The 13,206-nt window shown below is 45.8% G+C and carries 11 protein-coding genes and 1 pseudogene; 9 read left to right on the forward strand and 3 right to left on the reverse strand.

Features of this window, described 5'->3' with window-relative positions:
- Positions 1 to 48 precede the first annotated feature (48 nt).
- Positions 49 to 812, reverse strand: a protein-coding gene (locus tag LCF57_RS02580; RefSeq protein WP_413232177.1) for an IS5 family transposase whose coding sequence is annotated in 2 segments (ribosomal slippage) — positions 49 to 468 and positions 471 to 812 — 762 coding nt in all. Because the reading frame shifts where the segments join, the coding sequence is not laid out codon by codon here.
- Positions 813 to 945: 133 nt separating this feature from the next.
- A complete protein-coding gene (locus LCF57_RS02585; protein WP_225999318.1) occupies positions 946 to 1,392 on the reverse strand; it encodes a helix-turn-helix transcriptional regulator in 447 nt (148 codons plus the stop codon).
- Positions 1,393 to 1,400: 8 nt separating this feature from the next.
- On the opposite strand from LCF57_RS02585, the pseudogene LCF57_RS02590 reads away from it, so the two are divergent.
- Positions 1,401 to 1,901 (forward strand): annotated as a pseudogene (locus LCF57_RS02590) (ATP-binding protein); the annotation flags it as partial.
- Between the two features lie 352 nt (positions 1,902 to 2,253).
- Here the strand turns inward: LCF57_RS02590 and LCF57_RS02595 are convergent.
- Positions 2,254 to 2,682 carry an organic hydroperoxide resistance protein gene (locus LCF57_RS02595; protein ID WP_225999319.1) on the reverse strand — a complete coding sequence of 143 codons (429 nt, stop codon included), beginning with the start codon at positions 2,680 to 2,682 and terminating at the stop codon, positions 2,254 to 2,256.
- A 147-nt stretch (positions 2,683 to 2,829) separates the two neighbouring features.
- Here LCF57_RS02595 and LCF57_RS02600 point away from each other — a divergent pair, with 147 nt between their 5' ends.
- The 8 genes from LCF57_RS02600 to hslU all read left to right on the forward strand — a co-directional run bounded on the left by LCF57_RS02600 (position 2,830) and on the right by hslU (position 12,883).
- Complete coding sequence (locus tag LCF57_RS02600) at positions 2,830 to 3,300, forward strand: MarR family winged helix-turn-helix transcriptional regulator (protein WP_225999320.1); 471 nt, start codon at positions 2,830 to 2,832, stop codon at positions 3,298 to 3,300.
- A gap of 335 nt (positions 3,301 to 3,635) precedes the next feature.
- Positions 3,636 to 4,796 (forward strand): ADP-forming succinate--CoA ligase subunit beta, encoded by a 1,161-nt coding sequence (gene sucC / locus LCF57_RS02605; protein WP_025718456.1) that lies wholly within the window; start codon positions 3,636 to 3,638, stop codon positions 4,794 to 4,796.
- A gap of 49 nt (positions 4,797 to 4,845) precedes the next feature.
- Positions 4,846 to 5,775: a succinate--CoA ligase subunit alpha gene (gene sucD, locus LCF57_RS02610; protein WP_225999321.1), complete on the forward strand. Its 930-nt coding sequence runs from the start codon at positions 4,846 to 4,848 to the stop codon at positions 5,773 to 5,775.
- 228 nt (positions 5,776 to 6,003) lie between these two features.
- Positions 6,004 to 7,122, forward strand: coding sequence for a DNA-processing protein DprA (gene dprA / locus LCF57_RS02615; protein ID WP_225999322.1), 1,119 nt, complete (start codon positions 6,004 to 6,006; stop codon positions 7,120 to 7,122).
- A 284-nt stretch (positions 7,123 to 7,406) separates the two neighbouring features.
- Positions 7,407 to 9,509 carry a type I DNA topoisomerase gene (topA, locus tag LCF57_RS02620; RefSeq protein WP_225999323.1) on the forward strand — a complete coding sequence of 701 codons (2,103 nt, stop codon included), beginning with the start codon at positions 7,407 to 7,409 and terminating at the stop codon, positions 9,507 to 9,509.
- Between the two features lie 27 nt (positions 9,510 to 9,536).
- Positions 9,537 to 10,877, forward strand: a complete 1,341-nt coding sequence (trmFO, locus tag LCF57_RS02625; RefSeq protein WP_225999324.1) for an FADH(2)-oxidizing methylenetetrahydrofolate--tRNA-(uracil(54)-C(5))-methyltransferase TrmFO — start codon at positions 9,537 to 9,539, stop codon at positions 10,875 to 10,877.
- 26 nt (positions 10,878 to 10,903) lie between these two features.
- Positions 10,904 to 11,446, forward strand: a complete 543-nt coding sequence (gene hslV, locus LCF57_RS02630; RefSeq protein ID WP_225999325.1) for an ATP-dependent protease subunit HslV — start codon at positions 10,904 to 10,906, stop codon at positions 11,444 to 11,446.
- A 36-nt stretch (positions 11,447 to 11,482) separates the two neighbouring features.
- Entirely contained in the window at positions 11,483 to 12,883 is a 1,401-nt protein-coding gene (gene hslU / locus LCF57_RS02635; protein ID WP_225999326.1) for an ATP-dependent protease ATPase subunit HslU, read from the forward strand.
- Positions 12,884 to 13,206 lie beyond the last annotated feature (323 nt).

Here is a 13,206-nt window from a genome sequence, read left to right on the forward strand (position 1 = left end):
GGGATGTTGAAAGAGAAATCATCCCTGTACTAGGGCGTGTCTTCAAACTTAAGCAAGCCACACTAAAATGGATGCCAAGGTCAAAAACGCCTTGAACGTACACGCTAATTTATCATAGCGAGTCGCCAGACGACGGTAGTTTTTTACTTTATTAAAGAAACATTCTACTAAGTGACGTTCTTTGTAGATGTCCCGATCATATTTTGGGGGCACTCGGCGGTTTTTCTTACCCGGAATCACGGGGATGGCCCGCTGTTCTTCCAAAAAAGCCCGGATTGCATTCGTATCGTAAGCTCGGTCGGCCAAGACTTGCTTCATGGTCAGTTTCATGGCTTTAAGCATTTCGTATCCATGGACGGAATCATGCGCCTCGCCTCCGGTCAATTCCAAGCGAAGTGGGTTGCCTAACGCATCCACCACAGCATGAATTTTGGTGCTTAATCCGCCACGGGAACGTCCGATCGCTTGCTTGCTTTGCCCCCTTTTGCGCCTGATCCATGCTGGTGAACTCGCACAATCGTGGCATCAATCATCACGCTTTCCTCATCGGAATCCAGCGAAACGTGTTTTAACACTTCATCCCAAATCCCCGCTTTCTGCCAGCGTCGAAAGCGGGTGTAGACAGATTTCCAATTGGGAAAGAAATCGGGCAAATCACGCCAAGGGGCGCCTGAACGGGCCACCCATAGCATGGCATTCAACATGATTCGATTGTCCACTGCAGGACGTCCTCCTTGTGGTTTTCGTTCAGGTGGAAAAAGATCTTGAATCTGCCGCCATTGTTGATCTTGAATTTCATATCGTGTACTCATTTAATGGTTTTAACCAATATATTCCTACTTAAACACTTTGAAGACACGCCCTAGTTAGAAGAAGCCAATGAGAAAAAACCATTGGCTCTTTTTGTTGTGATTTGTTAAAAACTATGAAGTGTGGGTAAAGAATTCACGATGATATGATTTCTGTAAATGCTTCAATGGAATTGTGATACTTGGAAGGAAGAGGCGTTCTATCTAATTCCCAATTATAGATGGTCTTTGCATCAACTTTCATTCGTGCACTTAATTCAGTTTTGGTTATGCCATAATAGTGCCTGGCCTTCTTTATTTTCTCGCCTATAGTGCCTTCAGGCATCTCCTCAAAGCAACCAAGATAAGATATTGGCTGCCCAAGTAACTCAGATAGAGTGCGGAGCGTTTTAGGCTTCGCGGGATTAATATCTCTCTCGATTCTGCTGAGTGCTACGTCTGATATGCCAGCTTTAACTGCCAGCTCTTTAATTGTAAGATTACGAAGCATCCGATGATAACGAATACGTGCTCCAGATGTGTTGATCTCTTCAGGAGGTTCGCTCGGAAAAAACCTTGTCTCTTTTGTGATATATAATCCCAAGGTATTATCTACACGGTTGTCACTGTGGATTTTTCGGCAGTGACATGGAGCATCAGCGTTGTACCTGTTCACCTTCTGCGGTAGCCCGCTACCGTTCGCGTATTTCCGGTCCGTTACTGGATCGGATTGATCTCCAGCTTGAAGTATCGCAGCCGAAGGATTGGCGGGAGGAAAAAGAATCGTTGTCGTCGGCTGAAATGCGAAGGCAGGTGCTGGCTGCACAAGCGATACAAACCCGCAGATACGGCAAGCTTTCTTTTTCATGGAATAGTGAGTTGTCGGGGCAGATGCTTCGTAAATATGCGGTATTAGAACAGAGCGCGGCTGAGCTGCTCAATCAGACGATGGATGCACTTGGTTTAAGCATGCGTGCATATGATCGAATTCTCAAGCTGTCTCGCACCATTGCGGACTTAAATGAGTCGGAGAAAATCAAGACCTCACATGTCGCTGAAGCTATTCAATATCGTAATATGGATAGGGCAAGAGCTAGTTTTACCGAGGACTAATATGAAATAAAGTGGTTACACGCGGTTATTTTTTATATACACTTTGCAGGTCAGATTGGGGAAATATGAGGGCAAAAAAAAGCTCCAGACGCAAAGTTCTGGAGAAGCAAAAAAAATTATGACAATGTGATTATACTATGAGTATATCAATTTCGTATATACGATTATGCATCATCTTCCATGTTACTTGATGGAAAAAACATTAGTTATGAGCCCTCTAATGAGCACGTAGCCGAAAGGATAAAAAGCCTCCCAACCGGGAACGGCTAAGAGGCTGTGCTGTGAATTCGTTTATTCATAATGTTGAATCAACTAGAGAAAGAAACTGGCCTCCTGCTCAATAAAATCTCAGTTACAGGACGTTCAGCTTTACTTCAATATTTCCGCGGGTAGCGCGGGAGTATGGACATTGCTCATGTGCGCCTTCCACCAGTTTTACTGCTGTCTCATGGTCTACACCTTTTACCAGTACGTCAAGGTTTACTCCAATTCCGAAGCCGCCGTCCTCCACTTTACCGAATTGGACTGTAGCTGTTACTTCGGTACCTTCGTGCTTAACACGTTGCATGCGGGCAACCATATTTAAAGCACTGTCAAAGCAGGCGGAATACCCTGCCGCGAACAATTGCTCCGGATTTGTTCCTGCACCGCCTGCACCACCCATTTCTTTTGGTGTATCAATATTTAAACGAAGTTCGGGAGAGGAAGACTCGATATACCCGTTACGTCCACCAACCGCTTTTACTGTTGTTTCATACATTTTTTGTTGAATGGTCATCATAATTCAATCACTGCCTCTCGCTCAATTTATATTTTACACAATTTAATTTAACAAAATAATTATTAATTGTAAAGTATTTTGTGCAATTAGCATGTATTTTGCTATATAATGTGTTAAAATAGTGACGAAAGTAGGTGATCTGACAACATGGACCATAATCAAAATGAAGGTGCAGCATTAAAACTTGATAACCAGTTATGTTTTGCCATATATGCGTGCTCCAGAGAGATTACGAAACTGTACCAGCCTTATCTGGATAAACTTGGTGTGACGTATTCACAATATCTGGTGCTCATCGTGCTCTGGGAGCGTGAAGAATGTACCGTGAAGGAATTGGGTGAAGCGTTGTACCTAGATTCCGGCACATTGACTCCGCTATTAAAGAGATTGCAAAACGCCGGACTGATTGATCGCAAGCGTTCGACTCAGGATGAGCGTAAAGTGCTGATTTCTTTGACGACAGAGGGAAGTGCATTGCGAGAGAAAGCTTTATCTGTACCGGGATGTATTCAGGAAAAAACGAATATGACCCACGATCAATTTGGTTCGCTTCTGCTGCAGTTCAATGATCTGCTGGATCGTGTCCATCAAGCGAATGCGAAAATTGAAAAATCATAGTAGGCACTTTCAGTTACACTTACAATCTGAGTGCATAAGTGGTTCTAAGCTGTAAGAGAGAATGCCTGATGGAATAAAGTGCCTCTCATGGTGGATTAGTAACCATTTTGAGAGGTGCTTTTTTGCGTACCGTTGTATTAAAATGTATTAAAAATAAATACCCATTAATATCCAAACATTCGATTTTGGGAATGATAATGATATCAAAATACTGTAATTCATAAGGTTAAATTATAAGGAAAGCGTTTTAAAAACATGTTACAATGATGTAGGTTTAGTATAGATTTCCTTGTGAACCACCCTTGTTGCAGTCATGTTGATAGGAGGATTCCAGAATGAATATCCATGAATATCAGGGTAAAGAAGTATTAAAGCAGTACGGAGTGGCTGTACCGAATGGCAAGGTTGCCTATACGGTGGAAGAAGCCGTAGCCGCGGCAGAAGCGCTTGGAAGCGCTGTTACGGTGGTAAAAGCACAAATTCATGCTGGTGGACGTGGTAAAGCGGGCGGCGTGAAGGTAGCCAAAGGCTTGGATGAGGTGCGAACATTTGCTTCTGAAATTTTGGGGAAGGTGCTGGTGACGCATCAGACCGGACCTGAAGGTAAAGAGGTCAAACGCCTTTTGATAGAGGAAGGCTGCGATATTCGCAAAGAATACTACGTCGGTGTTGTTGTAGATCGTACAACCGGACGTATCGTGATCATGGCCTCGGAAGAAGGCGGTACGGAAATCGAAGAGGTAGCTGCGGCTACTCCGGAGAAGATTTTTAAAGCAGTCGTTGATCCAGCGATTGGGCTTCAAGTGTATCAGGCCCGTAAGCTGGCTTATGACATTAACATCCCTAATGAGCTGGTAAACAAAGCAGTCAAGTTTATGCTAGCATTGTACGAGGCTTTTGTGGACAAGGACTGTTCGATTGCAGAAATTAATCCTCTAGTTGTTACAGGTGATGGAAATGTAATGGCGCTGGATGCCAAACTGAATTTTGATTCTAATGCGTTGTTCCGCCACAAGGATATTTTGGAGTTGCGTGATTTGGATGAAGAGGATGAGAAGGAGATTGAGGCATCCAAATACGATCTGAGCTATATCGCTCTCGACGGAAATATTGGCTGTATGGTCAATGGTGCTGGCTTGGCGATGGCAACGATGGATATTATTAAATATTACGGTGGCGATCCGGCCAACTTCCTGGACGTAGGGGGCGGTGCGACGACGGAAAAGGTCACCGAAGCGTTTAAAATCATTTTGGCCGATCCGAAGGTAAAAGGTATTTTCGTGAACATTTTCGGCGGAATTATGCAGTGTGACATCATTGCAAACGGCGTTGTGGAGGCTGCCAAGCAATTGGGGCTGACACGTCCGCTTGTTGTCCGTCTTGAAGGGACGAATGTTGGGCTCGGCAAACAGATTTTAGCGGAATCCGGCTTGAATATCGTGGCAGCTGATTCCATGGCGGATGGCGCCCAAAAAATCGTTGAACTTGTTCAATAGCCTGTTTGCATTCCGATATGCCGAATAAACGATAGGGGATGTGAAGATCGTGAGTATTTTGGTCGATAAGCATACAAAGGTGATTACACAGGGGATTACGGGAAAAACGGCGTTGTTTCACGCCAAGGGTGCGCTTGATTATGGCACACAGATGGTAGGAGGCACCTCTCCGGGTAAAGGTGGCACAGAGGTGGAAATCACGCTGGAGAGCGGACAACAGGTCAAGCTGCCGGTGTTTAACACAGTGAGCGAAGCAAAGGAAGCTACGGGTGCAACAGCGAGCGTTATTTACGTACCGCCGGCTTTTGCAGCGGATTCCATCTTGGAAGCTGTGGATGCGGAGTTAGACCTCGTAATATGTATTACCGAGGGCATTCCGGTGCTGGATATGATCAAGGTCAAACGTTTTATGGAAGGTAAAAAGACTGTTCTGATCGGCCCGAACTGTCCGGGTGTTATTACGCCGGGTGAGTGTAAAATCGGCATCATGCCTGGTTACATCCATCTGCCAGGTCATGTAGGTGTTGTGTCACGTAGTGGTACGTTAACCTATGAGGCAGTGCATCAGCTGACAACCCGGGGCATAGGACAATCTTCCGCGGTTGGTATTGGCGGTGATCCTGTGAAAGGTTCGGAATTCATTGACATTTTGCAACGCTTCAATGAGGACCCCAAAACTCACGCTGTTATTATGATCGGGGAAATCGGTGGCACAGCTGAGGAGGAAGCTGCCGAGTGGATTCGGGATAATATGACAAAGCCGGTGGTTGGTTTTATCGGCGGTGTGACTGCACCTCCAGGCAAACGAATGGGGCACGCCGGCGCCATAATTTCCGGTGGAAAAGGGACAGCCAAGGAAAAAATTGCTACGCTTGAAGCTTGCGGGATCAAGGTGGCACCGACTCCTTCCGAAATGGGCTTGACGCTGGTTAGTGTGCTGGAAGCACGCGGAATTTTGGATTTGTGTACGACACATTAAATTGTGTTTCTTCATTAATATGCGGGCTGTAAAAACAAATCGAAATTTGTTGCCTGCTAGTGTATAATGAAGGAAAGGTAAGCAACCTTTTTGTCTTCTGAAACAGGGGATAAAAAGGTTGCTTTTTTTGCGTTGAGACAGGCTTGTCAGGGAAACGCTTGCAAAATGATTCAATGTGCCACAAAATAAGGGAGGGTTCACTCTTCCCGTGAATGGGGGAACCGCAGGTTGGAAGAAAGATGGCTTTTGTTAGGTTTACATGAATTAGAGGGGATCGGAAGGAAAACAATTCAGCGTATTTGGTCGAGTGATTATCGACTGCACGAGCTGCTGGATTTTAGTGAGCAGAAATGGATGGAGATAGGATTAAGTTCTGCTCAGGCTCGCCTAGCGGCACAGTGTTACAACGAAGAATGGGTTCATGAACGATATCAGCAAGTTCAATCCGGTGATATTGGAACGATAACTTATGTAGACGAGGATTATCCCCTATTAATGAAGGAAACGATTGACCCACCTTGGGTAATGTATACAAAAGGGGATAAATCACTTTTGCATACGTGCGCTGTAGCCATGGTAGGAACCCGCGTTCCTACTGCTTATGGACGCAGAGCAGCGGAGATACTAACAGAGGGATTGTGTAATGCCGGGATTACGGTGGTTAGTGGCTTGGCGAGGGGAATCGACAGTATTTGCCATGAAACAGCGCTACGCCGGGGAGGAAACACAATTGGTGTGCTTGGAACAGCGATTGATCAAATTTATCCGCCCCAAAATGCGTCTTTATTTGCAGAGATGACAAGCAGAGGCTTGATCGTATCGGAGTATCCACCAGGCACAAGGTCGCATCCGGGAATGTTTCCGCAGCGTAACCGGATTATTGCCGGCTTGACGAAGGGGACACTTGTCGTCGAAGCAGATGCAAGAAGTGGCTCTCTAATTACAGCTGATGCTGCACTGGAGGAAAATCGAGATGTGTTTGCTGTTCCCGGACCGATTACGTCACCGAAGAGTAGGGGGACGCTGAATCTGATTAAGCAAGGGGCCAAAACGGTCACTGAAGCTTCGGATATTATCGAAGAGTATGCAGCAGATTTGCGTACAAGGGATGTTTCTTCATACAATAGAGAGCAGGGTCTCGATGTAAGGGAGATCTCGAAAGCATCAGAAAGTGAAACTCCCGAGGAGAATCGTGTCGTGCTGTTGCTGGAGCAGGGGACCATGACACTGGATGAACTGCTTGAAGCCACTACATGGGATTTTGGACTTTTACACGGAGTTCTGTTATCGTTAATCATAAAAAAAAGGATCGCCCAGCTCGCGGGCACAAAATACAAGCTTGTTTAGTAGTTGTTTTTGCAAAGTCCTTAGTTAGTAATTGTACAAATTCAATTTTAAACATCAGGTGGGGGAAGTACTGCATTCATCCGCACCGCGGATTTCTACTCCCTCCGCACTTCCTGAAATGTGTTGAATTTATAGCTCGTACTAGCGAAGCGTTGAATTTGAATCTGAAAAAGCAACAGCGATTGTAAGATCAAATCCATCGCGTAGCTCTCTACGAACTATAGCTCACCACATTTCAGGAAGACTATCCTATTCATGTATGTAATCGAGAGGAGGAAGAGCCTATGGCGGATTCACTCGTCATCGTGGAATCGCCTTCCAAGGCGAAGACGATCGGCAAATACTTAGGCAGCAAATATATCGTCAAGGCTTCCATGGGTCATATCAGGGATTTACCGAAGAGTCAGATCGGCGTAGAGGTCGAAAATGATTTTAATCCCAAATACATTACCATTCGAGGTAAAGGCTCAATTCTAAAAGAATTAAAGGATGCCCGAAAAAAAGTAAAAAAAGTATATCTGGCGGCTGACCCGGATCGCGAAGGCGAGGCTATTGCTTGGCATCTGGCACATGCGCTGGAACTGGACGATACAGCAGATTGCCGCGTTGTATTTAATGAAATTACAAAGCAGGCTGTTAAGGATGCTTTTAAAACACCACGTAAAATCAATATGGATCTAGTCAATGCCCAACAGGCCAGACGTATTCTTGATCGGCTTGTCGGCTACAAAATCAGTCCGCTTCTGTGGAAAAAGGTAAAGAAAGGTCTATCAGCAGGTCGTGTGCAGTCCGTGGCGGTGAAAATTATTTTGGATCGTGAGACCGAGATTAGTGAGTTTATACCGGAAGAATACTGGACGATCACAGCCAAACTAGCTATTAAGGATAGCACCTTTGAAGCAAAATTCCATAAGCTGCGTGGGGAAAAGAAAGAGCTCTCCAGTGAAGCGGACGTACAGGAAGTATTGGAGGCGATCGGCAAATCGTCCTACAAGGTACGTGATGTGAAGGAGAAAGAGCGTCTGCGTAATCCTTCTCCACCCTTTACAACAAGTTCATTACAGCAAGAGGCAGCTCGGAAGCTCAATTTCCGTGCATCCAAAACGATGTCTGTAGCTCAGCAGTTATATGAGGGCGTTGATTTAGGTAAAGAAGGGACCGTGGGTCTGATTACGTATATGCGTACGGATTCCACACGCATCGCCGCTTCGGCTCAAGAGGAAGCAAAGGAAATCATCATTCAAAAATATGGCGAAGATTTTGTACCTGAAAGTCCTCGTCAGTATTCAAAAAAATCGGCTAACGCTCAGGATGCGCATGAAGCGATTCGTCCAACCTCCGCCTTGCGTGATCCAGAAACCGTTAAGCCGTTTATGAGCCGGGATCAGTTCCGATTATACAAACTGGTATGGGAACGTTTTATGGCGAGCCAGATGGCTTCCGCTATTATGGATACCTTGTCTGTTGATATTGAAGCAGGTGAGACGATATTCCGGGCAGCCGGTTCTAAGGTTCGTTTTCCAGGCTTCATGAAAGTGTATGTAGAGGGGAATGACGACGGTAAAACCGAAGAAGATAAGCTGCTGCCACCACTTCAACCGGGCGATAAGCTCAAAAAAGAATCGGTTGAACCCAAGCAGCATTTTACACAACCGCCTCCTCGTTATACGGAAGCACGACTGGTCAAAACGCTGGAAGAATTGGGTATAGGACGCCCGAGTACGTATGCACCTACGCTGGAAACCATTCAGAAGCGCGGTTACGTTGCCATTGAGGAGAAGAAGTTCTTCCCTACAGAGCTGGGGGAATTGGTTATTGAGCAGATGGAGGAGTTCTTTCCTGAGATTCTAAATGTAGAGTTTACAGCCAATATGGAAGATGATCTTGACCACGTAGAAGAGGGAGAAGGAAATTGGGTTAAGGTATTAAGTGACTTTTACGAGTCATTTGAAAAGCGTCTGGAAGTAGCAGAAGAAGAAATGAAGGAAATTGAGATTAAGGATGAAGTGTCTGATGTCATTTGTGATAAATGTGGTAGCCCAATGGTGTATAAGCTAGGCCGCTTTGGTAAATTTCTGGCCTGCTCTGCCTTCCCGGATTGCCGCAACACAAAGCCAATTGTCAAGGATATCGGGATCACTTGTCCTACATGCGGTGAGGGCCATGTCGTCGAACGACGGAGTAAAAAAGGACGTGTATTCTACGGTTGTGACCGCTACCCGGAATGTGATTTTGTATCGTGGGATAAACCGTCCATTAAGCCTTGTCCAAGCTGTAGTGGTCTAATGGTTGAAAAACGAACGAAACAGGGGACGAAGCTCAACTGTACCGTCTGCGATCACAGCGAAATGTTGGAAGAGAGCGATGAGAGTGTAGAGACTTCATAAGAAGAACAATAGCAGGGGGATTTAAACGTGAGTGAAATACAAAAGGTAACGGTCATCGGAGCAGGTTTGGCGGGCAGTGAAGCTGCCTGGCAAATTGCAAGCCGTGGAGTACCTGTTAAGTTGTATGAAATGAGGCCGGTAGTAAAGACACCGGCACATCATACAGATAAATTTGCCGAATTGGTGTGCAGTAATTCCTTGCGAGCGAACGGCCTAACGAACGCGGTAGGCGTGCTGAAGGAAGAAATGAGAATGCTAAATTCCTTGATTTTGAGCGCAGCGGATCGTCATGCTGTTCCGGCTGGTGGTGCGCTGGCAGTTGATCGTGACGGATTTTCCGGCCATATTACAGATACGCTTCATCAGCATCCGCTGATTGAGGTCGTTAATGAAGAGCTTCAAGAAATTTCACAGGACGGCATTGTGGTTATTGCAACGGGGCCTTTAACTTCTCCAGCTTTGTCAGAACAGATTAAATCGCTGATGGGAGAGGAGTATTTTTACTTTTACGATGCTGCAGCCCCGATTGTCGAAAAGGACTCCATTGACATGAGCAAGGTTTATCTGGCTTCTCGCTACGATAAGGGAGAAGCAGCTTACTTGAATTGTCCGATGAACGAGGCGGAATTTGACGCTTTTTATGAGGCCTTGATTACGGCTGAAGTGGCACAGGTTAAGGAATTTGAAAAAGAAATCTATTTCGAGGGCTGTATGCCCATCGAAGTGATGATGCAGCGTGGAAAACAGACGGCATTGTTCGGACCCATGAAGCCAGTTGGCCTGGTAAATCCACATACAGGCGAACTGCCGTATGCAGTTGTTCAGCTTCGTCAGGATAACGCTGCAGGTACGCTGTATAATCTGGTTGGTTTTCAGACTCACCTCAAATGGGGGGAGCAAAAGCGTGTATTTTCTATGATACCGGGTCTCGAAAATGCAGAGTTTGTACGGTATGGTGTAATGCATCGTAATACCTTTATCAATTCTCCACAGCAGCTTCGTCCAACCTATCAATTCAAGGGGAGAAGCAATTTGTTTTTTGCCGGGCAAATGACTGGCGTAGAAGGGTATGTGGAATCAGCAGCTTCAGGTTTGCTCGCGGGAATGAATGCGGCACGTGCGGCACGTGCACAGGAAATGTTTGTATTTCCTGCGGAAACGACACTTGGCAGCATGGCGCGGTATATTACGACTGCTGATTTCAAGCATTTCCAACCGATGAATGCAAACTTCGGTCTGCTGCCTAAACTGGAGACACGGATTCGCAATAAGAAGGAAAAGAACGAAGCGCTCGCTAATCGCGCGCTGGAAAGCTTGCGCCGTTACATCGATGAAACGGGAGTTATGTCAGCTGAAGTACAGGCATAAGGATGAATGAAAAGGAGGAGCGCGTTATGGATATGTCCTTTCATGCTACCACCATCTGCGCTGTACGCCACAATGGCAAAGGAGCTATTGCGGGTGATGGACAGGTAACGTTCGGTAACAGTGTTGTGATGAAGCAGACGGCTAAAAAAGTACGCAGACTGTATCGTGGACAGGTCGTTGCAGGATTTGCGGGTTCGGTGGCCGATGCCATCACATTATTTGAAAAGTTTGAAAGTAAGCTGGAGGAGCATCACGGCAATCTGCAACGGGCTGCCGTGGAGCTGGCCAAGGACTGGCGACAGGATCGTATTCTGCGCAAGCTGGAGGCGTTGATGATTGTAATGGATGCCTCCGGGATGCTGCTCATTTCCGGCGGCGGGGAAATTATCGAGCCGGACGATGATGTGCTTGCGATCGGTTCAGGTGGCAATTTTGCATTGGCGGCTGCTCGGGCGTTCAAACGTCATGGTACTAATATGGATGCAAAGGATATGGCACGGGAAGCTTTAGAAGTCGCTTCGGAAATATGCGTGTATACAAACAATCAGATTATCGTGGAAGAACTGTAAATCGGCTCTGAGTATTCAAGGGTGGAGGAGTGCAAAATGAAAAATCAATCGTTGACGCCCAGACAAATTGTATCCGAGCTGGATAAGTATATTGTCGGACAAAAGCAGGCTAAAAAATCTGTGGCTGTTGCTTTGCGCAACCGTTATCGTCGTAGTAAGCTGCCGGATGATGTTCGGGATGAGATTGTGCCTAAAAATATTTTGATGATCGGGCCGACAGGTGTAGGTAAAACGGAGATTGCTCGTAGACTTGCACGGCTCGTGGGAGCTCCTTTTGTCAAGATTGAAGCGACCAAATTTACAGAAGTGGGCTATGTCGGTCGTGATGTGGAATCCATGGTACGTGATCTGATGGAGACCTCCATTCGCATTGTAAAGGCGGAGCGAACAGAGAATGTGAAGGACAAAGCCGAGGAAATGGCCAATGAACGGATCGTCAGCATTCTTGTACCTGCGGGGAAGTCCAACAAATCGCAGCGTAATCCCTTTGAAATGCTGTTTGGTAATAACTCGGGAACCTCAGTAGAAGAAGAATCACCACAGCAGGACGCTTCTTTGGCGGAGAAACGACGTAAGGTCAAATTTGATCTGTTGTCCGGTAAGCTGGAGGATGAGATCATAGAGATTGATGTGGAGGATACCGCACCCAATATGCTCGACATGTTTGCCGGGCAAGGAAATGAACAAATGGGTATGAATATGCAGGAGATGTTCGGAAGTTTTCTGCCCAAGCGGACTAAGAAGCGCAAGTTATCCGTGAAGGACGCCCGCAAAGTTTTGATTCAGGATGAGGCCGCCAAGCTGATCGACATCGATGATGTGATACAGGAGTCTGTGAGACGTGCTGAACAGTCCGGTATTATTTTCATCGATGAAATAGATAAGATTGCGAGCCAGGGCAAGGGTAGTGGACCCGACGTTTCGAGAGAGGGTGTCCAGCGTGACATTTTGCCTATTGTCGAGGGATCTACCATTATGACTAAATACGGTCCGGTAAGAACGGATTACATTCTGTTTATTGCAGCTGGGGCATTTCATGTCGCCAAGCCATCTGACCTCATTCCTGAACTCCAAGGCCGTTTTCCTATCCGTGTCGAGCTGAGTAGTTTGACCCTGGATGAGTTTGTGTCGATATTGACGGAGCCTAAAAATGCGCTGACCAAGCAATATACGGATCTGCTCCGTACTGAAGAGATCGAAGTTGAATTTTCAACGGATGCGATCCGCGAGATTGCCAGCATTGCCGAGTCCGTAAATCGGAACACGGAAAATATCGGAGCACGCCGCCTGCATACCATTTTAGAAAAGCTGCTGGAGGACCTATCCTTCGAAGCTCCTGAGCTTACATTGGATCGTATGATTATTACTCCCGAATATGTACGTGAGAAGCTGGGTGATATTGCCCAAAACAGGGACCTTAGTCAGTATATTTTATGAGTTAGGTTTCTAAAAATAGGGTGCGGGGTCCAGAATAACACTATCTTGCACCGTTATATAGACCTAGATGAAAGTCAAGTTGATGATTTTTCTGTCTATTCCAAAAGTAGGACGTGTAATCTTTTACAGGTGTAAAGTGCTAAAAAAACGCCCATTTCCATGAAAAAAACCTGAAAAATTTAACATTTTATGCATCTAAAGCCCTCTTTTTTAAAAAAGATAGGGCTTTTTTCTTATTGTAATTAGGTCCCAACTCTACGAAACTTAGAATATATGACAGAAAGCAATTATTTTCTACTTAAGACCTAAGAGAAATGTATAAT

The organism is Paenibacillus sp. BJ-4 (assembly GCF_020404765.1).
Classification (GTDB): Bacteria; Bacillota; Bacilli; order Paenibacillales; family Paenibacillaceae; genus Paenibacillus.

Coding starts and splice junctions, on each gene's coding strand:
- topA (WP_225999323.1), top strand. CDS start 7,407: ATGGCGGATTCACTCGTCATCGTGGAATCGCCTTCCAAGGCGAAGACG.
- hslU (WP_225999326.1), top strand. CDS start 11,483: ATGAAAAATCAATCGTTGACGCCCAGACAAATTGTATCCGAGCTGGAT.
- hslV (WP_225999325.1), top strand. CDS start 10,904: ATGGATATGTCCTTTCATGCTACCACCATCTGCGCTGTACGCCACAAT.
- LCF57_RS02600 (WP_225999320.1), top strand. CDS start 2,830: ATGGACCATAATCAAAATGAAGGTGCAGCATTAAAACTTGATAACCAG.
- LCF57_RS02595 (WP_225999319.1), bottom strand. CDS start 2,682: ATGATGACCATTCAACAAAAAATGTATGAAACAACAGTAAAAGCGGTT.
- sucC (WP_025718456.1), top strand. CDS start 3,636: ATGAATATCCATGAATATCAGGGTAAAGAAGTATTAAAGCAGTACGGA.